This window comes from Micromonospora sp. NPDC005194 (genome assembly GCF_040608335.1).
Classification (GTDB): domain Bacteria; phylum Actinomycetota; class Actinomycetes; order Mycobacteriales; family Micromonosporaceae; genus Micromonospora.
This window is the reverse complement of the sequence record NZ_JBEXIA010000045.1, coordinates 1-20,571: the sequence shown is the minus strand read 5'-3', so window position 1 is coordinate 20,571 and position 20,571 is coordinate 1. Positions and strand designations below refer to the sequence as shown.

Here is a 20,571-nt window from a genome sequence, read left to right as displayed (position 1 = left end):
GATCAGGGGCGTAGCGCGGCGGGGGCGTCCGGCGGCACCGCCGGCCGTCTGGGCGGCACCGCGTCGAGTCGCCGGTACGGATCCCCGAGCGCCGGGCGGGGGTCCTCCTCGCCCCGGTTGGGCCAGAAGGACATCGACCGTTCCGCCTGTGCGGTGATCGTCAGGGACGGGTTCACGCCCAGGTTCGCCGACACGGCCGCGCCGTCCACCACGTGCAGCCCCGGGTGGCCGTACACCCGGTGCCAGGGGTCGATCACCCCGTCGGCCTCGGTGGCGCCGATCACCGCGCCGCCCAGGATGTGCGCGGTGATCGGGATGTCGAACGGCTCGGTGAGCGAGCCGCCCGGCGTACCGCCGATCTCCTCGGCGAGCAGCCGGGTCGCGGTGTTGCCGGCCGGAATCCAGGTCGGGCTCGGGGTGCCGTGGCCGGGCCCGGTGACCAGCCGGCGACCGAACACGCCGCGCCGCCAGCGGGTGGTCAGCGAGTTGTCCACCGACTGCATCACCAGGGCGATCACCGTCCGCTCCGACCAGCCGCGCACGGACAGCATCCGGGCGGCCAGCCCCGGCTGCCGGACGATGCTGCCCAGCCAGCGCCGAACGCGGTGCGGGCCGCCGTCGACCAGCAGCGACTGGAGCAGCCCCATGGCGTTGGAGCCGCGCCCGTAGCGGACCGGCTCGATGTGGGTCTGCGGGTCCGGGTGGAACGAGCTGGTGATCGCCACCCCCTCGGTGAAGTCCAGCCGCTCGGACCGGGCCCGCCGGTGGTCCACCGAGGCGCCCAGGATCGCCTCCGAGTTGGTCCGGGTCAGCTCACCGAGGCGGGGTGAGAGCCGGGGCAGGGCGCCGTCGGTCTTCATGCCGTGCAGCAGCCGTTGGGTGCCGAGCGCCCCGGCGGCGAAGACCACCTGGTCGGCGTGGATCACCTGCCGCCGTCGGCGCAGCCAGGCACCGGTGCGCTCGGTGTGCACCTCGTACCCTCCGTCGGCGGCCGGCCGGACGGCCGTCACCGTGGTCAGCGGGTGCACGGTGGCGCCCAGCCGCTCGGCGAGCCACAGGTAGTTCTTGACCAACGTGTTCTTGGCCCCGTGCCGGCAGCCGGTCATGCACGAGCCGCAGTGCAGGCAGCCGGTGCGCTCCGGGCCGACGCCACCGAAGTACGGGTCGGCGACGCGCTGGCCGGGGCGGCCGATGTGCACGCCGACGGGGGTGGCGTGGAAGGTGTGGCCCACCCCCATCCGGTCGGCCACCGCCCGCATGGCGCGGTCCGCGCCGGTGTCCATCGGGTACGTGGTGACGCCGAGCATCCGCTTCGCCTGGTCGAAGTGGCGGGCCAGCTCGTCGCGCCAGTCGGTGATGTCGCGCCACTGCGGGTCGGTGTAGAACGCCGGCAGCGGCTCGTAGAGGGTGTTCGCGTAGACGAGCGAGCCACCGCCCACTCCCGCGCCGGAGAGCACGAGTACGCCGCCGCCAGATCGCCGCTCGGCGGGGCGGAGCAGGGTGAGCCGCTGGATGCCGTAGCAGCCCAGCTTCGGCGCCCACAGGAACCGGCGGGCCCGCCAGGACGTCTGCGGGAACTCGTCGTCGGCGAAGCGGCGGCCGGCCTCCAGGACGCCTACCGAGTAACCCTTCTCGGCCAGGCGGAGCGCCGTGACGCTGCCGCCGAAGCCGGACCCGATGACGACCACGTCGTACCGCATGGACGCATCATTACCCGTCAGTAGCGCTCGCGCCAGCGGCAGTTTTCGCGCGATCATGCACCGGCCGACCGACCCGGCGCCTCCCGGCCGCAACCCGGAGCACCCGTCGGAGCGTTGTGCCGGATACGGGTGGAAGGAAACGAAGATGATCTTGGGGTCGATGGAGCCGCGCCGGCGGTGGCTGGTGCTCGGGCTGGCCGCCCTCGCCGTCGTCGCGCTGATCGCCGGCGGCACTGTGGTGATCACCCGCCTGACCGGCGGCGACTCGCCCGCCGGCACTCCGGTGGCCGGCTCGCCGAGCCCGTCGTCGGTCGGCACGCCCACCCCCACGCCCAGCCCGAGCGGCCCGCCTCCGGGCGCGAAAATCACTGGCCCGCTGACGCTGCTGCTCGTCGGGGTGGACACCCGGGTCAGCGTTCCCGGCTGGGAGCCGCACTCCGATGCCGTGCTGGTGCTGCACGTGCCGAAGGGGCTGGGCCGGGCGTACCTCTTCTCGCTCCCCCGCGACCTGCTGGTGGACATTCCGGCGTTCCCGAAGGCCGGCTACAAGGGTGGCAAGACCAAGCTCACCCACTCGATGAGCTTCGGCAGCCGGGTGCCCGGCAAGCCCAAGCAGCCGAGCACCGCCCAGGGGTACGAGCTGCTGCGCAGCACGGTGAGCGGATACACCGGGCTGCGGATCGACGCCGGGGCGGTGCTCACCTTCGCCGGTTTCGACCGGCTCGTGAACGCCCTCGGCGGGGTGGACATCTACGTCGACCAGCGGGTCGCCTCCCTGCACCGCAAGCCGGACGGCAAGTACCGGGACAGCGCCCCCGGCGGGTACACCGGGCCGCAGCAGGTCTACGAGAAGGGCGAGCAGCACCTCAACGGGTGGCAGGCCCTGGACTACGCGCGGCAGCGCTACATCACCGGCGGCGACTACGCCCGCCAGCGCCACCAGCAGCAGCTCGTCCGAGCGCTGACCCGCAAGATCCTCGATGAGGGCCTGGCCCGGCAGCCGGAGCGCGTCGACCAGGTGGTCGCCGCGCTGGGCGACACCCTGATCTACGTGGGCGGCAACCGGATCGTCGACCTGGCGTACGCGCTCAGCGGGGTGCCGGAGAACAAGTTCGTCCTGGTCGGCCTGCCCGGCTCAGGTGTCGGCAAGGGCAGCGCCTACCAGGGCGAACAACTCACCAGCGAGGGCCGGAAGTTCATCACCGAACTCCGGGCCGGCCGCGCGGACGCGTACCTCGCGGCCCACCCCAAGCTGGTCGTCAAGACCTGACCCGCGCCCCGGGGCCCTCGGCTCGACCGAGGCCCCCGGGGCACCTTCCTAGAGCTTCTTGGGTTGGGCGGGCTTCTTGGTGCCGTTGAGCCACGCCTCGAAGAGAGCGTCGAGCTGCTTGCCGGAGATCCGCTCGGCGAGGGCCACGAACTCGGCGGTGGTGGCGGTCCCGTTGCGCTTCTCCGCCGCCCAGGTCTTGACGATCTGGAAGAACGCCTTGTCGCCGACGGCCACCCGCAGCGCGTGCAGGGTCATCCCGCCACGCTGATAGACCGACTCGCTGAACAGGTCCTTCACCCCCGGCTTGCCCGGCGGGGTCTTCCACACCGCGGCCGGCACCCGCTCGTAGCGGATGTCGAACGCCTGCTTCGCGGTGTACTGCTTGGTGTGCTCGGCCCACAGCCACTCCGCGTACGTCGCGAAGCCCTCGTTGAGCCAGATGTCCTCCCACTTGGCCAGCGCCACGCTGTCGCCGAACCACTGGTGGGCCAGCTCGTGGGCGACCACCTCGGTGTTCTCGCCACGCCGGAAGAAGCCGGCGGAGTAGACCGGGCGGCTCTGCGTCTCCAGCGCGTACCCGATCCGGCTGTCCGAGACGACCACGCCGCCGTACGCGTCGAACGGATACGGCCCGAAGACGCTCTCCAGGTAGTCGGCCACCTTGACGGTCTGCGCGATCGACGCGTCCGACGCGCCCTTGGCCACCTTGGTGGTGACGGCGCTGTAGACCGGCTTCCCCTTGTGCTGGCCGGTGGTGATCCGGAACTTGCCGATCACCACGGTGCTCAGGTAGCTGGCCATGGGCGACTTCTCCGACCACTTCCAGGTGGTCCAGCCGTCCGTGGTGGTGTTGCCGCCCGGCACGCCGTTGCTGACGGCGGTCAGGCCCTGCGGGACGGTGACCTCGAAGTCGTACGCCGCCTTGTCGGAGGGGTGGTCGTTGACCGGGAACCAGGTGCTCGCCGACTCCGGCTGGCCCAGCGCGATCGCGCCGTCGGCGGTGTGCAGGAACCCGCCCTCGCCGAGCACCTCGTTCTTCAGCGGCTTCGGCACCCCCTCGTACACGATCTCCGCGACGAAACCGTTGCCCGTGATCAGGCCGGCCGCCGGCTTGATCACCAGCTCGTTCTTGTCCCGGGTGTAGGTGGCCGGCGCGCCGTCCACGGTGACCGTCTTGACGGTCAGACCGGCCAGGTCGAGGTTGAACGTCGACAGGTCCGCCGTCGCCGTGGCCTGCACGGTTGCCGTACCGGTCAGCCGGTCCTTCGCCGGGTCGTAGCGCACCTTCACGGTGTACTTCCCGACGTCGTACCCGCCGTTGCCGTACGTCGGGAAGTACGCGTCCCCGAGCCCGGCCGCCCCGGCGGTGAAGGTCCGCGACGGCGTCGGGGACGCGCTCGGCGTCGGGGCCGCAGCCTCCTTCGTGGACGAGTCGCATCCGGACAGCACGAGCGCCCCGGTCACCAGCAGACCGGCACCCACCCGCAGCCTGCGCCGCGTTCCCCGCATCACGAACCCTCCCCGTACACCCGGTGCGGGGGGCCTGGCCACCCCGCGCGACCGGCGCTCCTGCCTGATCGCAGGCGGCAGCCTATCGACAGATGATCACGAGGCCGTCACGGCAGGGTCGGTGCCGCTCCGCCCACCAGCCACGCGTCGAGGAGCGGCCGTAGCTGCCGGTCGGCCACCCGCTCGGCCAGCGCCACGAAGTCCGAGGTGGTGGCGGTGCCGCCCGCCCGCTCGGTGGTCCAGGTACGCAGGATGCGGAAGAAGGTGTCGTCACCGACAGTCCGGCGCAGCGCGTGCACGGCGAGCGCGCCGCGCTTGTAGACGGCGGTGCCGAACATCCGCTCCCGTCCCGGCTCGACCGACGGCTGGGACCAGTCGGTCGACGCGTACTGCAGCTCGAAGTTGCGCTGCGCGGTCCGACCGCCGTCGTGCTCCTCCCACAGCCACTCGGCGTAGCTGGCGAAGCCCTCGTTGAGCCAGATGTCGCTCCACCGGTGCAGGGAAACGCTGTCGCCGAACCACTGGTGGGCCAGCTCGTGTGCCACCACGCCGGGGTTGGGATGGTCGTCGGTGAAGAAGGCGGGCCCGTAGACCGGCCGGGACTGGGTCTCCAACGCGTACCCGATCCGGTCGTCGGCGACCACGATCCCGCCGTACGAGTCGAACGGGTACGGGCCGAAGCGGCTGGCCAGGAAGTCCACGATCTCGCCGGTGCGGGCCAGGGAGCCGGCCGCCCCACCGTTCGCCGGCAGGCTCGCCGCGACCGCGGTGACCAGCGGTCGTCCGGCGTGCTCGCCATTGACCACCCGATAGTTTCCGATTACGAGGGTGCTCAGGTAGCTCGCCATCGGGGTGCGCTCCGACCAGCGCCAGGTGGTCCACCCGTCGGCGCTGCTCTTCGGCCCGGGCACCCCGTTGCTCAGCGCGGACAGTCCGTCCGGGACGGTCACCGCGATGTCGTAGCTGGCCTTGTCCGACGGGTGGTCGTTGACCGGGAACCAGGTGGCCGCGGAGTCGGGCTGACCGAGAGCGATCGCCCCGTCGTCGGTGTGCAGGAAGCCGCCGCTGCCCAGCTCGCCGTCGGTCACGGCGGTGGGCACTCCCGCGTAGTCGACCGCCACGGTGAAGGTCCGGCCGCGCGGAAGCCGGTCGCGCGGGGTGACCACCAGCTCGCCGTCATCGCGGCGGTGCTTGGCGCGCTCGTCGGCGACGGTGACCGCGCCGACGTCCAGGCCGACCAGGTCCAGGTTGAACCGGGACAGATCCTGGGTGGCCGTCGCCGTGATGGTCGCCCGACCGGTGAGCCGGTCGGTCTTCGGGTCGTAGCGGACGTCCAGCCCGTAGTGCGTGACGTCGTAACCGCCGTTGCCATGGCCCGGCACGTACGGGTCGCCGACGTCCGCGGCGCCGGGTCGGAACCCGCCGTCGTCGTCGCCCGTGCACCCGGCGGCGGTCAGCGTGACGGCGCAGCTCAGCACCGTGAGGGCGGCGGCCAGCCGGCGGGACGGTGTGCGTCCGGTCAGGACCATGCACGACTCCTTCGTCCCTCGGTCACGACGAGCGTAGCCAGCGTCATCGGACCCGACGCGCATATTGACGATCATCGGTTACTTTCGCTTAAACAAACAAAAGTTCGTGCGGATCGATGCTTTCTTTTGGCTTCGACCGACGTTAGTGTCTGTCTCCAAGATGTAACGCGCTCGGAACATTCAAGCCGATCGTGTCCATGGACGGGACCGGCGTCCCGCACCACCACGCCGCAGCGACGGCGTGGAAACTGCCCCTTCGACTCGCGGTACCCGGGCACGCCCTCGGCTTCACCGGGACGCGGATCGGGCGCTCGGCGGCGCCCGCGACCTGACCCCTCGTCGCACCTCTGCTGATCGTCATCGACGGCCACCACCGTCGCGAAAGGTGGAACAATGCCAGATCACACCGCACCCAACGCCTCATCTGCCGGTCGGCTCAGCCGCCGCTCCCTGCTTGCCGCGTCGGCCGGAGCCGCCGCCGCGCTCGGCGCCGCCGGCCTGCCGGTCCTCGCCACCGGCACCCCCGCGCTCGCCCACCCCAAGGACAAGGGCAAGAGCAAGCTGCGGGTCGAGCCGCTGATTCCGTCGAAGAACCGCGGCATCATCCTCTACAGCGTCCGGGACCGGATCACCGCCGCCCCCGACGACAGCGGCGTGCCGTACGGCTTCGAGCGTGTCCTCGCCCGGCTCGCCGAGATCGGGTACAAGGAGATCGAGTTCGCCGGCTACACCCAGAACACCGAGATCCTGGGCCGGCAGATCACCCCGACCGAGATTCGCAAGATCCTCGACGACAACGGCCTGGTCGCCAACGGCACGCACGCCTCGATCCAGGCGGCCACGTTCCAGCAGCAGCTGGACATCGCCGAGGAACTCGGCATGAAGAACATCGGCACCGGAAGCGACCCGACCAACAGCGCGTACAAGGCCGACTGGGACGCCGCCGCCGACACCTGGAACGAGCTGGGCCGGCAGGCGCACGCCCGGGGCATGCGCCTCTACACGCACAACCACGACGTCGCGTACAGCTTCCTGCTCGACTCCGGGCCGCTGGACGCGCAGGGCCGCCCGACCCGCTCGTCGGGCATCCGGCGGCTGGAGTACTTCTTCGGCAGGACCGACCCCCGGTACGTCTTCTTCGAGTTCGACATCTACTGGGGCTACGTGGCCCGCTACAAGCACCAGAAGTACGTCGACCCGGCCGGACGCGAGGTGACCGATCTGTTCGACCCGATCCTCAACGTGGCCGACCGGACCACCCGGTTCCCGCTCTTCCACGCCAAGGACGGCGACCGGGACACCAGCGTGCCCAACGGTCACCAGATGACCCCGCTCGGCGAGGGCGACATCAACTTCCAGCAGTTCTTCCAGACCATCGGCGAGCGGGACTTCCACCACGCCAACTGGGAGATGGACACCGCCCCCGGCGGCACCGCCAACCGGGCCCAGTCGCTGGACTTCGCGGCGCTCAGCTACCGCAACATGTCGGACCTGACCATCTACCTCAAGAAGTGACCTCCGGCGCGGCCGGCGTCCGTCCGACGCCGGCCGCGTCCCACCCCGCCGGCCCAGCCGCCGGCAGGTGGTGACGGGCCGGTCGAGCACCGGCCCTGCGCACCCGCGCCTCCCGTACGGCGACGGGACGCGCCCGGTCCATCCCCCACCGCAGTCGCGCTGCCGGCCCGAACAGGCCGGGGATGCCACGCGCCTGCCGACCACCGGAGGAACGATGACCCGACCGACCGGACGACGATGGTTCGCCGTCGCCGCTGGACTCATCCTGACCATCCCCCTCACCTCCGCCGTTCCCGCCACCGCCGCACCAGCCGACGACGCGCCCCCGATCGCGCCGTCCGTGGTCGAGAACGGGCCGGCCGCGCTCCGCGCCGCCGTGCGCGCTCCGCAGACCTACCGGGTGCTGGTGTTCACCAAGACCGCCGGTGAGCGCCGGGCGTCCATTACCGACGGTGTCGACACCATCCAGCAGTTGGCCAAGGCGAACCACTTCACCGTCACGGTGAGCCGCGACGCCGCCGTGTTCACCGCCGCCGAGCTGGCGAAGTACCGTGCGGTGGTCTTCCTCAACACCACCGGCGACGTACTCAACGCCAGCCAGGAGGCGGCCTTCGAGGCGTACGTCAAGGCGGGCGGCGGCTACGTGGGCGTCCACGCGGCGGCGGAGACCGAGCCGGACTGGGCCTTCTACCAGAACCTCGTCGGCGCGAAGGCGGCCGCCGCCTCGCCGGTCGGCCGCGGCGTGGTGGACGTGGCCGACCGCGCCCACCCGGCGTCCGAGACGCTGCCCCGCACGCTCACCCTCACCGAGGAGTGGTACAACTTCGACCGCAACGTCCGGGGCGCCGCGCACGTGCTGGCCACCGTGGACGAGAAGACCTACACCGGCGGCACGATGGGGTACGACCACCCGGTCACCTGGTGCAAGGACTATCAGGGCGGCCGCTCCTTCTACACGGGCCTCGGGCACAGCATCGAGACGTACCGCTCGGCGAAGTTCCGTGAGCACCTGCTCGGCGGCATCCGGTGGTCCGCCGGTGTGGTCGAGGGCGACTGCGGCGCCACCGTGCTCGGCAACTACGAGAAGGTCACCCTCAACGACGACCCAGGCGAGCCGATGTCGCTGGCCGTGCTGCCGGACGGCCGGGTGCTGCACAACACCCGCGGCGGCGAGGTCCGGTTCTACGACCCGGCCACCGGCGCCAGCCCGGTGATCACCACCGTCGACGTGTACCAACACGACGAGGACGGCCTCCAGTCGGTGGCGATCGACCCGGACTTCGCGACCAACAGGTGGGTCTACATCTACTACGCGCCGAAGCTGAACACCCCGGTCGACAACCCGGCCACCCCCGGCGTCAACGAGGGCGACGCGCCGGTCACCTCCACCGACCCGACCGTGTGGGACAGGTTCAAGGGCTACAACCAGCTCTCCCGGGTCAAGCTGGTGGACTCCCCCACCCCGCACCTGGACATGAGCACCGAGCAGCAGATCCTCCGGGTCGACACCGACCGTGGCATCTGCTGCCACGTGGCCGGTGAGGTCAAGTTCGACGGCAAGGGGCTGCTCTACCTGATCACCGGGGACGACACCAACGCCGGCGGCTCCGACGGCTACACCCCGATCAACGAGTCGCCGACCCAGGGCCCCGGCTACGACGCGCAGCGCTCCGCCGCCAACACCAACGACCTGCGCGGCAAGCTGCTGCGGATCAAGGTGCGGGCCAACGGCACGTACACCGTTCCCAAGGGCAACCTCTTCCCCGAGGAGCAGGACACCGCCGGGAAGACGCGGCCGGAGATCTTCCTGATGGGGCTGCGCAACCCGTTCCGGTACGACGTGGACGCCAAGGGCATGGTCTACGTGGGCGACTACTCGCCGGACTCCCGCGTACCCAGCGCCACCCGCGGCCCGGACGGCACCGGCCGCTGGTTCGCCACCAACAAGGCCGGCAACTACGGCTGGCCGTACTGCTACTCGCCCAGCCTGCCGTACATCGACTACGACTTCGTCACCCGGACCTCCGGCGCCCCGTTCAACTGCGGCGCCCCGGTCAACGACTCACCCCGCAACACCGGCCTGCGGGTGCTGCCGAAGGTCCAGCAGCCGCAGTTCTGGTACACCTTCGACGGGCGCACCCGTGTGCCGGGTCGTACCTGGAGACCCCGCCGGTCGGCTGCGACTTCACATGGCCGGTCATCGGCACCGGCGGCGTCGGCCCGATGGGCGGCCCGATCTACTCGTACGACCCGGCGTCGACCTCCGAGGTGAAGTTCCCCGAGTACTACCAGAACGCGGTGGTCTTCGGTGAGTTCACCCGCGACAAGATCTTCATGATGCGCACCGACGGCAAGGGCACCCTGACCGGCGTGGAGCAGTTCCTGCCGGGCGTCGTGTTCGACAACCCGATGGACATGGAGTTCGGCCCCGACGGCTCGCTCTACCTGCTGGAGTACGGCGACGGCTTCTTCCGGGCCAACCCCGACGCCCAGCTCTCGGTGATCCGCTACGTCAAGGGCAAGCGGTCGCCGGTGGCGAAGCTCGACGCCACCCCGACCTCCGGGACGGCACCGTTGACGGTGCGGTTCTCCTCGGCCGGCAGCTACGACCCGGACCCGGGCGACTCCATCTCGTACGCCTGGGACTTCACCAGCGACGGCACTGTCGACTCGGCCGACCCGAGCCCGTCGTTCACCTACACCGCGAACGGGACGTACACCGCGAAGCTGACGGTGACCGACTCCAGCGGGAAGACCGCGGTGCTCACCAAGGAGATCGTGGTCGGCAACACCGCGCCCACGGTGACCGTCACCTCCCCGGTGAGCGGCAGCTTCTTCACCTGGGGCGAGAGCGTGCCGTTCACCGTCACGGTGACCGACCCGGAGGACGGGCCGGTGGACTGCGCACGGGTCACCGTGACCTTCGTCCTCGGCCACGACAGCCACGGCCACCCGGACAGCTCCACCACCGGCTGCACCGGCACCCTCGCCACCCCGGCCGACGGCGGTGACCACGCCGGCGGGTACCTGTACGGCGGGATCAGCGCCTCGTACACCGACCTCGGTGGCGGCGGCCAGGCCCCCCTCACCACGGTCGGCCAGGCGATCATCCAGACACCCCGGCAGCAGGCCGCGTACGCCCAGGTGAAGCAGGGCGTCGAGGTCGCCACCACGGGTGACACCGGCGGCGGGCAGCACGTCAGCGGGATCGACCCGGGCGACCACATCGCCTTCGACCCGATCAACCTGGGTGGGGTGTCCAGCGTGACCCTGCGGCACTCCGGCGGCTCGGCGGCCACCGCCGGCACTCCCCGGGCGGCGGTGGAGCTGCGGCTCGACTCGCCCACCGGCCCGCTCGTCGCCACGGCGACGCTGAACGCGACCACCGGCAACGCGGCCTTCACCAGCACGACGGTGCCGGTGGACCAGCCGGCCGGGGCGCACCGGCTCTACCTGGTCTACGCCGCCGTACCGGGCGGTCCGACCAGCGGCCTGGGCAACCTGAACTGGGTCGAGTTCACCGAGGGCTGACGCGCCGGCCCACCCCCGGCACGCCCCCGGTACGACGGAGGCCGGCCCCGCAACGTGGCGGGGCCGGCCTTCCGGCGTCTGAACGGCAGGTCAGCGGTCGAGGACCAGGCCGACCTTCTGGAACTCCTTGAGGTCGCGGTAGCCGCACTTGGCCATCGCCCGGCGCAGCCCACCGAACAGGTTGAGCTGACCGTCGGCCTCGTCCGCCGGGCCGAAGAGCAGCTGCTCCATCGACCCGAGCGGCTCACCGGCGACCTCGAACGCGCCGCGGGGCAGCGACGGGTGGCTGGCCGCCGAGTGCCACCAGGCGCCGCCGGCGGGCGCCTCGTCGCAGAGCGACAACGGCTCGCCGAGCATCACCGCGTCCGCGCCACAGCCGAGGGCCTTGGCGATGTCACCGGAGGTCTGGATGTCGCCGTCGGCGATCAGGTGCACGTACCGGCCGCCGGTCTCGTCGAGGTAGTCCCGACGGGCCGCCGCGGCGTCGGCGATCGCGGTGGCCATCGGCACCCGGATGCCCAGCACCGACTCGGTCGTCGACCACTCGTCGCCGCCGATGCCGACGATCACGCCGGCCGCGCCGGTACGCATCAGGTGCAGGGCCGTCTTGTAGTCGGTGCAGCCGCCGACGATGACCGGCAGGTCGAGGTCGGCGATGAACTCCTTGAGGTTCAGCGGCTCGTCGGTCGTCGACACGTGCTCGGCCGACACGATGGTGCCCTGGATGACCAGGATGTCCACTCCGGCGTCCAGGATGACCGGGGCCAGCGCCAGGGTGTGCTGCGGGGAGACCCGCACCGCCACCGTGCCGCCTCCGGCGCGCAGCTCGCGGACCCGCTCGGCGATCAGGTCCGGGCGGATCGGCTCGGCGTACACCTCCTGGAGCCGCTTGGTGGCGCGGGCGTCCTCGTCGAGGCCGGCCAGCTCCTCCAGCACCTTCGTCGGGTTCTCGTAGCGGGTCCACAGCCCCTCGACGTTGAGCACGCCGAGACCGCCGAGCTGACCGAGCCGGACCGCCGAGGACGGGCTCATCGTGGCGTCCGAGGGGTGCCCGACACAGGGGATGCCGAACGGGTACGCGTCGAGCTGCCACGCGGTCGAGACGTCGTCGACGTCCCGGGTCCGGCGGCTCGGCACGATGGCGATGTCGTCCAGGTGGTAACCGCGCTGCGCGGTCTTGCCCAGCCCGATCTCGACCACGTCACGCATGGGGGACTCCAGGTTGTTGGGGGATGGTCAGCGGGAGTGGTAGTTGGGCGCCTCGACGGTCATCTGGATGTCGTGCGGGTGGCTCTCCTTGAGCCCCGCCGCCGTGATCCGGATCAGCTGGCCACGCCGGTGCAGCTCGGGGATGCTCTCCGCGCCGACGTACCCCATCGCGGCCCGCAGCCCGCCGGTGAGCTGGTGGGCGACCGCGGACAGCGGGCCCCGGTAGGGCACCTGCCCCTCGACACCCTCGGGGACCAGCTTGTCCTCGGCGAGCACGTCCTGCTGGAAGTACCGGTCCTTCGAGTACGACTTGGCCTGCCCCCGGGACTGCATCGCGCCGAGCGAGCCCATCCCGCGGTACGCCTTGTACTGCTTGCCGTTGATGAAGATCAGCTCGCCGGGGCTCTCCTCGCAGCCGGCCAGCAGGCTGCCGAGCATCACCGTGTCGGCGCCGGCGACCAGGGCCTTGGCGATGTCGCCCGAATACTGGATGCCGCCGTCGCCGATCACCGGGACGCCGGCCGGGCGGGCGGCACGGGCCGCCTCCATGATCGCGGTGATCTGCGGGACGCCGACTCCGGCCACGATCCGGGTCGTGCAGATCGCGCCCGGGCCGACACCCACCTTGATGCCGTCGGCGCCGGCCTCGACCAGCGCGCGCGCACCGGCGTACGTGGCCACGTTGCCGCCCACGATGTCGATCGTGACGTCCTTCTTGAGCTGGCGGACCATGTCCAGCACGGCCCGCTGGTGCCCGTGCGCCGTGTCCACGATCAGCACGTCGACGCCGGCGTCGACGAGCGTGCGGGCCCGCTTGTACGAGTCCTCGCCGACACCGACGGCGGCGGCCACCCGCAGCCGGCCCGCGTCGTCCTTGGTGGCGTTCGGGTACTGCTCGCTCTTGGTGAAGTCCTTCACGGTGATCAGCCCGCGCAGCCGACCCGAGTCGTCCACGATCGGCAGCTTCTCGACCTTGTGGCGACGCAGCAGCGCCAGCGCGTCGTCCTTGCTCACCCCGACCGTGGCGGTGACCAGCGGCGTCCGGGTCATGATCTCGCGGACCGGGGTGCTCGGTTCGGAGACGAAACGCATGTCGCGGTTGGTGACGATGCCGACCAGCTGGCCATCGCCGTCCACCACCGGGACACCCGAGATGCGGTAGCGCCCGCACAGCTCGTCGACCTCGCGCAGGGTGTCGTCCGGGCTGGCGGTCACCGGGTTGGTGATCATGCCGGACTCGGAGCGCTTGACCAGGTCGACCTGGAGGGCCTGGTCCTCCACGGAGAGGTTGCGGTGCAGCACGCCGATGCCACCCTGGCGGGCCATGGCGATCGCCATGCGCGCCTCGGTGACCGTGTCCATGGCGCTGGAGAGCAGCGGAACGGTCAGTTCGATGCCGCGGGTGAGCTTCGTCCGGGTGTTGACCCGGCTGGGGACGACGTCCGACTCGCCCGGCTGGAGCAGCACGTCATCGAAGGTGAGCCCGAGCGGAACGACCCGGGCCGAGCCGGCGGGCAGCTCGGGCAGGTGGCCGCCCAGATCGGCGTGCTCGACGCCGGCCGGAAGATCGGTGCTGGGCGAATTTTCCACGATTGCTCTCCTGAGCTGCTCGGATGGGCTTCAGCGAGGTGGCGCGGGCGGGCACCGGAGCACGCCACGGTGCCGGCACGTCGTCCTATCGTACCCAGTGACCTGGGCGACCTCCGTCGGCGGCGGCCGCGTGGGCGCGGTGCCGGGGGGCGGACGTTCGCGCCGCGTTGGGTCTACGGTGAGGGGGTGCACGACGAGCCCATCGACCCGTTCAACGGCGACCCGGCCGACCCGACCGCAGGCCTGGACGACCCGGGCGACGACGCGACGCCGGATCCGCTGACCGACGTCGAGCGGCAGGATGTGCTGGAGGACCTCGCCGACCTGGAGATCTACCAGGCCCTGCTGGCGCCAATCGGGGTGCGCGGGCTGGTCATCGAATGCGAGGACTGCCGGGAACCGCACTACTTCGACTGGGACCTGCTGCGGGGCAACCTGCGGCACCTGCTCAACTCGGGGCGGCCCCGGGTGCACGAGCCGGCGTACGACCCGGACCCGGACCACTACGTGACCTGGGACTACGCCCGTGGTTACGCCGACGGGGTGCACGACACCCTGACCGAGGGCACCGAGGACGAACCGGGCACCGCCACCACCGGCGAGTGACCGCTGGCTGACCCCGCCGGGGGCGGGGCCGCGTGGGTCAGGAGACCAGGCCGGCACGAAAGCCGGCGGCGACCGCGTGGGCGCGGTCCCGGGCGCCGAGCTTGCGGAACAGCCGTCGCGCATGGGTCTTGACGGTGTCCTCGGACACGAACAGTTCCCGGCCGATCTCCGCGTTGCTCTTGCCCTCGGCCATGCCCAGCAGCACCTGGAGTTCCCGTTCGGTGAGCCCGATCGACGCCCGGTTGGGGCGGGCGCTCGGGGCGGGCCGGGTCGGATCGGTCTGGCCGGCTGCCGACCCGTCGGTCGCCGACTCGACCTCGTCGTCACCCCGCTGCACCGGCACCGACGGCATGCCCGGCGACCCGTCGCCGGGCGCGGCCGTCCAGCCGGGTTCGGCGGAGCCGCGTACCGATGGCGCGGAGCGGCCCGACCCACCGACCGCCGCGGTGTCCCGGGCCGGGTCGGTGACCCGCTGCCGGGAGGCTCGGCCGGGTGCGGTGAGCAGCAGCAGGGCCTTGGCGACCGCGCTGGTCAGGTCGTGGTCGGCGTTCTGGATGAGACCCCGGGCGCCGGCGCTGATGGTGGCGGCGGCGGCCTCGGACTCCTCGGCGCCGAGCAGCAGGACCGCGGCCTGCGGCGCGCGGGCCAGCACCCGGCGGACGAAACCCGCGCTGTCCGGCCGGGTGAGAGCCGTGTCGGCCAGGACCACGTCGGCCGGGCGCTCGGCGAGTCGCAGCATCACCTCGGGATCGGAGACGGCGGTACGGACGATCGCGGACAACCCCAGCCGCGCGGCAGCAGAAGTGAGGTGCTGAGCCGCGAGCGGTGTCCGAACGCACACAAGAACGGTACGCACTGTGGTGGTCTCCTCTCCGCACACGAGCAGACCATGACGGCGTCGGCTGGGGAGGGGGTTCCCGGCAATCATCTGAACTTTTCCGACAGATAGGGCAAAAGCCGCGAGTTGCCAGACGTTTTGGATCACATACGTGTGAGCCGGCGGCAGCCCGGGTACCGGGAGGTCCAGGCCGGGAACGGTGCGCCTGCGCGGCCCGCCGCCCGGAAGCCGGCCACAAGAGTCTCGCGGTGCCGCGCGGGAGGAGGGGTGCTGATGTCGAACGTACGTAGACTGCCCGGACCCATCGTCGATCTCTGGGACTGGCAGCGGCTCGGTGCCTGCCGGGGCCGGGACAGCGCCCAGTTCTTCCACCCGGACGGGGAGCGGGGCTCCTCCCGGCTGCGCAGGGAGTCCGCCGCCAAGTCGGTCTGCCGGGCCTGCCCGGTCCGCGCCGAGTGCGCCGCGCACGCCCTGTCGGTCCGCGAGCCGTACGGCGTCTGGGGCGGCTTCAGCGAGTCGGAGCGGCTGCGCCTGCTCGCCGTCGGCTGGGAGGACCTGGCCGACCGCCGGCAGATCCGGGTCGACGTCGCCCGCCTGGAGGCGCGACTGGGCCGCCCGCACAAGTCGACGGTCCCGGCCCAGCGCAACGTCGCCTGACCCGGCACCCACCCCGAACACCGCGAACCGCGCCCCCGCCCAGCGGGAGCGCGGTTCCGCGCGCCTGCCCCCTCCCCCGTCGATCATGAAGTTATTGCCCCGACACGCCGTCGATCGGGGCAATAACTTCATGATCACCAGGGGTCAGGCGGATGGGGGCGGGGCAGGGTGGGGGTTAGTGGACGTTGACTGGGACGGTGTGCCAGCCGGTGGCGCCGTCCGGGGCGACGCTCTGCGTACGCTCGGTCTGGGTTTCGCCTGTCGCGTCCGTTGCCCGGACCTGGAGCCGGTGCTCGCCCGGCGTGGCGTCCCAGCGCCAGGACCACTGCACCCAGGTGTCCACCGACACCGTCGGGGCCAGCTGCGCCTCCTGCCAGGGGCCGTCGTCGACGCGTACCTCGACCCGGCGAACGCCCCGGTGCTGCGCCCAGGCCACACCGGCCACCGTCACCGGACCGGCGGTCAACCGGTTGCGCCGTCGCGGCGCGTCGATGCGCGACTGGGTCTTGATCGGGCCCTGGGCGGACCAACCACGCGGCACCCAGTACGCGTCGAAGTCGGCGAACCGGGTCAGCTCCAGCTCGGTCACCCACTTGCAGGCCGACACGTAGCCGTAGAGGCCCGGCACCACCATCCGGACCGGGAACCCGTGCTCGACCGGCAGCGGCTCGCCGTTCATGCCGATCGCCAGCAGCGCGTCGCGTCCGTCGCGGAGCGCGGCGGTGGGGGTGCCACAGGTCCAACCGTCGACCGACCGGCCGACGACCTGGTCGGCGTCCTCCTCCGGCTGCACCTCGTCCAGCAGCTCCCGCAGGGGTACGCCCAGCCAGCGGGCGTTGCCGATCAGGTCCCCACCGACCTCGTTCGAGACGCAGGCCAGCGTGACGTACCGCTCGACCAACGGCCGGGCCAGCAGATCGGCGTAGCTGTAGGTGCGCTCGGTGCCCACCCGGCCATGGATGCGCAGCCGCCAGGTCTCCGGGTCCACCTGCGGCACCACCAGGGCGGTGTCGATCCGGTAGAACCCGAGATTCGGGGTGACGTACGGCGCGAGCTGGGCCAGCGACAGGTCCGCGCCCGCCGGCACGGCCGGTGCGGGGGCGACCGGCGCGGGCAGCCGGATCGCGTCCCGGGCGGCGGACACGCCGCGCCGCCCGGCCAGCCAGCGCCCGCCGAGTCCGGCCACGGCGGCCGTGCCGAGTAGCACGCCGGTGCCGGTCAGGAACCGTCGGCGCGACTCCGGATCGACAGTCGCGGCCGGCGCGGCCGGGGTCACCGGCACCGGCGGGGCGGCGGGGGTCACCGGGACCGGCAGGCCCTCCGGCGGCCCGGCGGGCGACACCGGCCATTCACCAGGACCGGCAGCCGGCGGGGTTGCCGGGCGGGAGGTGGCGGGTGAGGTCCAGGGCCAGGGGTCCAGCTCGAACGGGCCGGCGATGAACAGCCAGAGCACCAGGGCGCCGAGTCCCCCACCGACCAGCGACGGCAGCGCGTCGAAGACGTCCGCGCCGGGGCGGGTCAGCGCAGCGGCCACACCGACGACGCCGAACGCCGCGATCCCCGCCAGGCCCAGGGCCAGCCGGCGGACCGCCACCATTCCGAGCAGCGCGGCGAAGGCGCCCAGCAGCAGGGCCGTTCCGATCAGCAGGGCGATCTTGTCGGCGGTGCCGAAGACGTCGATGGCGAACTGCTTGAGCGGCTCGGGGACGGCGTCGACGACCACCCCACCCACCGCGACCAGTGGCGCCGACCGGGGGCCCGTCAGCACCGCCACCGGCTCCGCGATCCCGATCGCGACGGCGGCGGCGGTCACTCCGGCCAGCGCGGCGTACCGCCGCGACGTGGTGCTCATCGGCCCAGTGTGCGCGATCAATCCGCCGGGTCGCCAACCATGTCAGCGCTTGGTAATGATCGCGGAGACGAACCGGGGCACACCGCCGTACGACGGTGTGCCCCGGGGCGGGTGTCGCTACCGGGTCAGAAGCCCGGGCCGTGCTGGTGACCGTGGCCGTGGCCGTGCCCACCGGCGGCGGCCGGCTCGGCCTGCTCCGGCTTCTCCACCACGAGGCTCTCGGTGGTGAGCAGCAGACCGGCGATCGAGGCGGCGTTGGTGACCGCGTTGCGGGTCACCTTCACCGGGTCGATGATGCCGGCCTTGACCAGGTCGCCGTACTCGCCGGTGGCGGCGTCGAGGCCGTGGCCCCACTGCATGTCGGCGACCTTCTGCGTCACGACGTAGCCGTCGTGGCCGGCGTTCTGCGCGATCCAGCGCAGCGGCTCGACCAGCGCCTTGCGCACGATCGAGACGCCGACCTTCTCCTCGCCGGTGAAGCCCAGGTCGTCGTCGAGCACGGGAAGGATCTGCACCAGGGCGGCGCCGCCGCCGGGCACGGTGCCCTCCTCGACCGCGGCCTTGGTCGCCGCGATGGCGTCCTCGATGCGGTGCTTGCGCTCCTTCATCTCGACCTCGGTCGCCGCACCCACCTTGATCACGGCGATGCCGCCGGAGAGCTTCGCCAGCCGCTCGGCCAGCTTCTCCCGGTCCCAGTCGGAGTCGGAGGCCTCGATCTCCTTGCGGATCTGGGAGACCCGGTCGTCGACGTCGGCCTTCTGGCCGCCGCCGTCGACGATCGTGGTGTTCTCCTTGTCGACCACGACGCGCCGGGCGCTGCCGAGCACCTCCAGGCCGACCTGGTCGAGCTTGTAGCCCAGCTCCGGAGCGACCAGCTCGGCGCCGGTGGAGATCGCGATGTCCTGGAGCATGGCCTTGCGCCGGTCGCCGAAGCCCGGGGCCTTGACCGCGCAGACCTTGAGGGTCTTGCGCAGCGAGTTGACCACCAGGGTGGAGAGCGCCTGACCGTCCACGTCCTCGGCGATGATCAGCAGCGGCTTGCTGTTCTGCAGGACCTTCTCCAGCAGCGGCAGCAGCTCCTCGATCGCCGAGATCTTCTGGGTGGTGACCAGGATGTACGCGTCCTCCAGGACGGACTCCTGACCCTCCAGGTCGGTGACGAAGTTCGGCGAGATGAAGCCCTTGTCGAACTGGAGACCCTCGGTCACGTCCAGCTCGGTGGTGAGCATCGAGCCCTCCTCGACGGTGATGACACCGTCGCGGCCGACCCGCTCCATCGCCTCGGCGATCAGCTCGCCGATGGTGGCGTCCTGCGCCGAGATCGTCGCCACGTTCGCGATCGACTTCTTGTCAGCGACCTCGACGGCGCGGCCGAGCAGCGCCTCGGAGATCTTGGTGGCCGCCGCGTCGATGCCCCGCTTGAGGCCGGCCGGGTTGGTCCCGGCGGTCACGTTGCGCAGGCCCTCACGGACCATCGCCTGCGCCAGCACGGTCGCGGTGGTGGTCCCGTCGCCGGCGACGTCGTTGGTCTTGGTCGCCACCTCCTTGACCAGCTGCGCGCCGAGGTTCTCGTAGGGGTTGGTGAGCTCGATCTCCTTGGCGATGGTCACACCATCGTTGGTGATCGTCGGCGCACCGAATTTCTTGTCCAGGACGACGTTGCGCCCGCGCGGGCCGAGGGTGACCTTGACCGCGTCTGCGAGGGCGTTGACACCGTGCTCCAGCAGGTGCCGGGCGTCGTCCGAGAAGCTCAGGATCTTCGCCATGTATGTCCCTTCGAAGCGAAGCTGCCCCGGCCCGGCGAGCCGGACCGGGGCAGCGACACTGATCGGTTGCTTACTTCTCGATGACCGCGAGGACGTCGCGGGCGGAGAGCACCAGGTACTCCTCGCCGGCGTACTTGACCTCGGTGCCGCCGTACTTCGAGTAGAGGACGGTGTCGCCGACCTGCACGTCAACCGGAACCCGGTTGCCGTTGTCGTCGACGCGCCCCGGACCCACAGCGAGGACGGTGCCCTCCTGCGGCTTCTCCTTGGCGGTGTCGGGGATCACGATGCCCGACGCCGTGGTGGTCTCAGCCTCGTTCGCCTGGACCACGATGCGGTCCTCGAGCGGCTTGATCGCAACCTTGGTCGCGGTAGTCACGGGCATACCCTCCTGGGGTACTACTGGTTTCGTTGCCGGCCAGCGGGGCTGACCAGCGTCAATCTGCCTCATGCCACCGGGCGGGGCCGTCGTCGCGGGTGCCGGTCCGCCTGGCGTGCGCACCCGGGTCGCGAGACCCGGAAGCTGGCACCCTCAGGGTGAGAGTGCTAATCGCAGGTTATTCCGTGGCTAGCACTCCGTCAAGGAGAGTGCCAGCGCGTCGCGCCCCGCCAGCCGGTATTTCCGCCTCGGCCGGGAGAATGGTGGGGTGGATCTCGATCAGCTGGCGGCGCTGCGTACCCCCGAGGGGTCGGCCGCGCTCACGGCGGCGGCCGGGCTGGCCGGCGGTGATCCACTGGCGGCGGCGTCGGCGTTACGCGCCGGCGGGGTGCCGCCCGCGCTGGCCGCGGCGGCGCTCACCCAGGCCGAGCTGCGCCACCGGGCGGTCGGCAAGTTCGGCCCGGCTGCCGCCGGGATGTTCCTCACCCGCGCCGGGCTGGAGCAGGCCACCCGCCGGGTCGTCGCCGACCGCCGCGCCGAGCGGCTGCGCGCGGCCGGCGTGCGCACGCTGGCCGACCTCGGCTGCGGCCTCGGCGCCGACGCGCTCGCCGCCGCCCGCG

15 protein-coding genes and 1 pseudogene are annotated in these 20,571 nt (G+C 71.7%); 7 read left to right on the top strand and 9 right to left on the bottom strand.

Going from position 1 to position 20,571, the window contains the following annotated elements; translation table 11 throughout:
- Positions 1 to 2: 2 nt before the first annotated feature.
- Positions 3 to 1,700 (bottom strand): GMC family oxidoreductase, encoded by a 1,698-nt coding sequence (locus tag ABZU53_RS27870; RefSeq protein ID WP_355068465.1) that lies wholly within the window; start codon positions 1,698 to 1,700, stop codon positions 3 to 5.
- A 145-nt stretch (positions 1,701 to 1,845) separates the two neighbouring features.
- Here ABZU53_RS27870 and ABZU53_RS27865 point away from each other — a divergent pair, with 145 nt between their 5' ends.
- Positions 1,846 to 2,970, top strand: coding sequence for an LCP family protein (locus ABZU53_RS27865; protein WP_355068464.1), 1,125 nt, complete (start codon positions 1,846 to 1,848; stop codon positions 2,968 to 2,970).
- A gap of 48 nt (positions 2,971 to 3,018) precedes the next feature.
- Here the strand turns inward: ABZU53_RS27865 and ABZU53_RS27860 are convergent, their stop codons facing one another.
- Together ABZU53_RS27860 and ABZU53_RS27855 are read right to left on the bottom strand one after the other, a co-directional pair.
- On the bottom strand, positions 3,019 to 4,479 hold the full coding sequence (locus ABZU53_RS27860; RefSeq protein ID WP_355068462.1) for a M1 family metallopeptidase: 1,461 nt from the start codon (positions 4,477 to 4,479) through the stop codon (positions 3,019 to 3,021).
- 107 nt (positions 4,480 to 4,586) lie between these two features.
- Positions 4,587 to 6,008, bottom strand: a complete 1,422-nt coding sequence (locus ABZU53_RS27855) for a M1 family metallopeptidase (protein ID WP_354855358.1) — start codon at positions 6,006 to 6,008, stop codon at positions 4,587 to 4,589.
- Between the two features lie 393 nt (positions 6,009 to 6,401).
- Here ABZU53_RS27855 and ABZU53_RS27850 point away from each other — a divergent pair, with 393 nt between their 5' ends.
- The 3 genes from ABZU53_RS27850 (at position 6,402) to ABZU53_RS27840 (ending at position 11,054) form a co-directional block, all read left to right on the top strand.
- On the top strand, positions 6,402 to 7,523 hold the full coding sequence (locus ABZU53_RS27850; protein ID WP_354855357.1) for a sugar phosphate isomerase/epimerase: 1,122 nt from the start codon (positions 6,402 to 6,404) through the stop codon (positions 7,521 to 7,523).
- A 214-nt stretch (positions 7,524 to 7,737) separates the two neighbouring features.
- Positions 7,738 to 9,795: a ThuA domain-containing protein gene (locus ABZU53_RS27845; RefSeq protein ID WP_355068460.1), complete on the top strand. Its 2,058-nt coding sequence runs from the start codon at positions 7,738 to 7,740 to the stop codon at positions 9,793 to 9,795.
- Positions 9,747 to 11,054 carry a carbohydrate-binding protein gene (locus ABZU53_RS27840; protein WP_355068458.1) on the top strand — a complete coding sequence of 436 codons (1,308 nt, stop codon included), beginning with the start codon at positions 9,747 to 9,749 and terminating at the stop codon, positions 11,052 to 11,054. Before ABZU53_RS27845 ends, ABZU53_RS27840 begins: the two co-directional genes overlap by 49 nt.
- A gap of 90 nt (positions 11,055 to 11,144) precedes the next feature.
- On the opposite strand, the gene ABZU53_RS27835 is transcribed toward ABZU53_RS27840, so the two are convergent.
- Entirely contained in the window at positions 11,145 to 12,263 is a 1,119-nt protein-coding gene (locus ABZU53_RS27835; protein WP_354855355.1) for a GuaB3 family IMP dehydrogenase-related protein, read from the bottom strand.
- Between the two features lie 27 nt (positions 12,264 to 12,290).
- On the bottom strand, positions 12,291 to 13,853 hold the full coding sequence (gene guaB, locus ABZU53_RS27830; RefSeq protein WP_354855354.1) for an IMP dehydrogenase: 1,563 nt from the start codon (positions 13,851 to 13,853) through the stop codon (positions 12,291 to 12,293).
- Positions 13,854 to 14,039: 186 nt separating this feature from the next.
- Between guaB and ABZU53_RS27825 the strand changes: the two genes are divergently transcribed.
- Positions 14,040 to 14,459: a DUF5319 domain-containing protein gene (locus ABZU53_RS27825; protein WP_354855353.1), complete on the top strand. Its 420-nt coding sequence runs from the start codon at positions 14,040 to 14,042 to the stop codon at positions 14,457 to 14,459.
- Between the two features lie 37 nt (positions 14,460 to 14,496).
- On the opposite strand, the gene ABZU53_RS27820 is transcribed toward ABZU53_RS27825, so the two are convergent.
- On the bottom strand, positions 14,497 to 15,315 hold the full coding sequence (locus ABZU53_RS27820; protein WP_355068456.1) for a response regulator transcription factor: 819 nt from the start codon (positions 15,313 to 15,315) through the stop codon (positions 14,497 to 14,499).
- Positions 15,316 to 15,570: 255 nt separating this feature from the next.
- Here ABZU53_RS27820 and ABZU53_RS27815 point away from each other — a divergent pair, with 255 nt between their 5' ends.
- On the top strand, positions 15,571 to 15,954 hold the full coding sequence (locus ABZU53_RS27815) for a WhiB family transcriptional regulator (RefSeq protein ID WP_234589302.1): 384 nt from the start codon (positions 15,571 to 15,573) through the stop codon (positions 15,952 to 15,954).
- 175 nt (positions 15,955 to 16,129) lie between these two features.
- On the opposite strand, the gene ABZU53_RS27810 is transcribed toward ABZU53_RS27815, so the two are convergent.
- The 3 genes from ABZU53_RS27810 to groES all read right to left on the bottom strand — a co-directional run bounded on the left by ABZU53_RS27810 (position 16,130) and on the right by groES (position 19,957).
- Positions 16,130 to 17,806, bottom strand: a complete 1,677-nt coding sequence (locus ABZU53_RS27810) for a molybdopterin-dependent oxidoreductase (RefSeq protein WP_355068454.1) — start codon at positions 17,804 to 17,806, stop codon at positions 16,130 to 16,132.
- A 125-nt stretch (positions 17,807 to 17,931) separates the two neighbouring features.
- Positions 17,932 to 19,572: a chaperonin GroEL gene (gene groL / locus ABZU53_RS27805; protein WP_355068452.1), complete on the bottom strand. Its 1,641-nt coding sequence runs from the start codon at positions 19,570 to 19,572 to the stop codon at positions 17,932 to 17,934.
- Between the two features lie 70 nt (positions 19,573 to 19,642).
- Positions 19,643 to 19,957 (bottom strand): co-chaperone GroES, encoded by a 315-nt coding sequence (gene groES, locus ABZU53_RS27800; RefSeq protein ID WP_030330046.1) that lies wholly within the window; start codon positions 19,955 to 19,957, stop codon positions 19,643 to 19,645.
- A 262-nt stretch (positions 19,958 to 20,219) separates the two neighbouring features.
- On the opposite strand from groES, the pseudogene ABZU53_RS27795 reads away from it, so the two are divergent.
- Positions 20,220 to 20,571: pseudogene (locus ABZU53_RS27795) on the top strand (SAM-dependent methyltransferase); the annotation flags it as partial.

What these genes read in the sequence shown, in the direction of transcription:
- ABZU53_RS27870 (WP_355068465.1), bottom strand. Translation starts at nt 1,700, where the DNA reads ATGCGGTACGACGTGGTCGTCATCGGGTCCGGCTTCGGCGGCAGCGTC.
- ABZU53_RS27865 (WP_355068464.1), top strand. Translation starts at nt 1,846, where the DNA reads ATGATCTTGGGGTCGATGGAGCCGCGCCGGCGGTGGCTGGTGCTCGGG.
- ABZU53_RS27860 (WP_355068462.1), bottom strand. Translation starts at nt 4,479, where the DNA reads ATGCGGGGAACGCGGCGCAGGCTGCGGGTGGGTGCCGGTCTGCTGGTG.
- ABZU53_RS27855 (WP_354855358.1), bottom strand. Translation starts at nt 6,008, where the DNA reads ATGGTCCTGACCGGACGCACACCGTCCCGCCGGCTGGCCGCCGCCCTC.
- ABZU53_RS27850 (WP_354855357.1), top strand. Translation starts at nt 6,402, where the DNA reads ATGCCAGATCACACCGCACCCAACGCCTCATCTGCCGGTCGGCTCAGC.
- ABZU53_RS27845 (WP_355068460.1), top strand. Translation starts at nt 7,738, where the DNA reads ATGACCCGACCGACCGGACGACGATGGTTCGCCGTCGCCGCTGGACTC.
- ABZU53_RS27840 (WP_355068458.1), top strand. Translation starts at nt 9,747, where the DNA reads ATGGGCGGCCCGATCTACTCGTACGACCCGGCGTCGACCTCCGAGGTG.
- ABZU53_RS27835 (WP_354855355.1), bottom strand. Translation starts at nt 12,263, where the DNA reads ATGCGTGACGTGGTCGAGATCGGGCTGGGCAAGACCGCGCAGCGCGGT.
- ABZU53_RS27815 (WP_234589302.1), top strand. Translation starts at nt 15,571, where the DNA reads ATGTCGAACGTACGTAGACTGCCCGGACCCATCGTCGATCTCTGGGAC.
- ABZU53_RS27810 (WP_355068454.1), bottom strand. Translation starts at nt 17,806, where the DNA reads ATGAGCACCACGTCGCGGCGGTACGCCGCGCTGGCCGGAGTGACCGCC.
- groL (WP_355068452.1), bottom strand. Translation starts at nt 19,572, where the DNA reads ATGGCGAAGATCCTGAGCTTCTCGGACGACGCCCGGCACCTGCTGGAG.
- groES (WP_030330046.1), bottom strand. Translation starts at nt 19,957, where the DNA reads ATGCCCGTGACTACCGCGACCAAGGTTGCGATCAAGCCGCTCGAGGAC.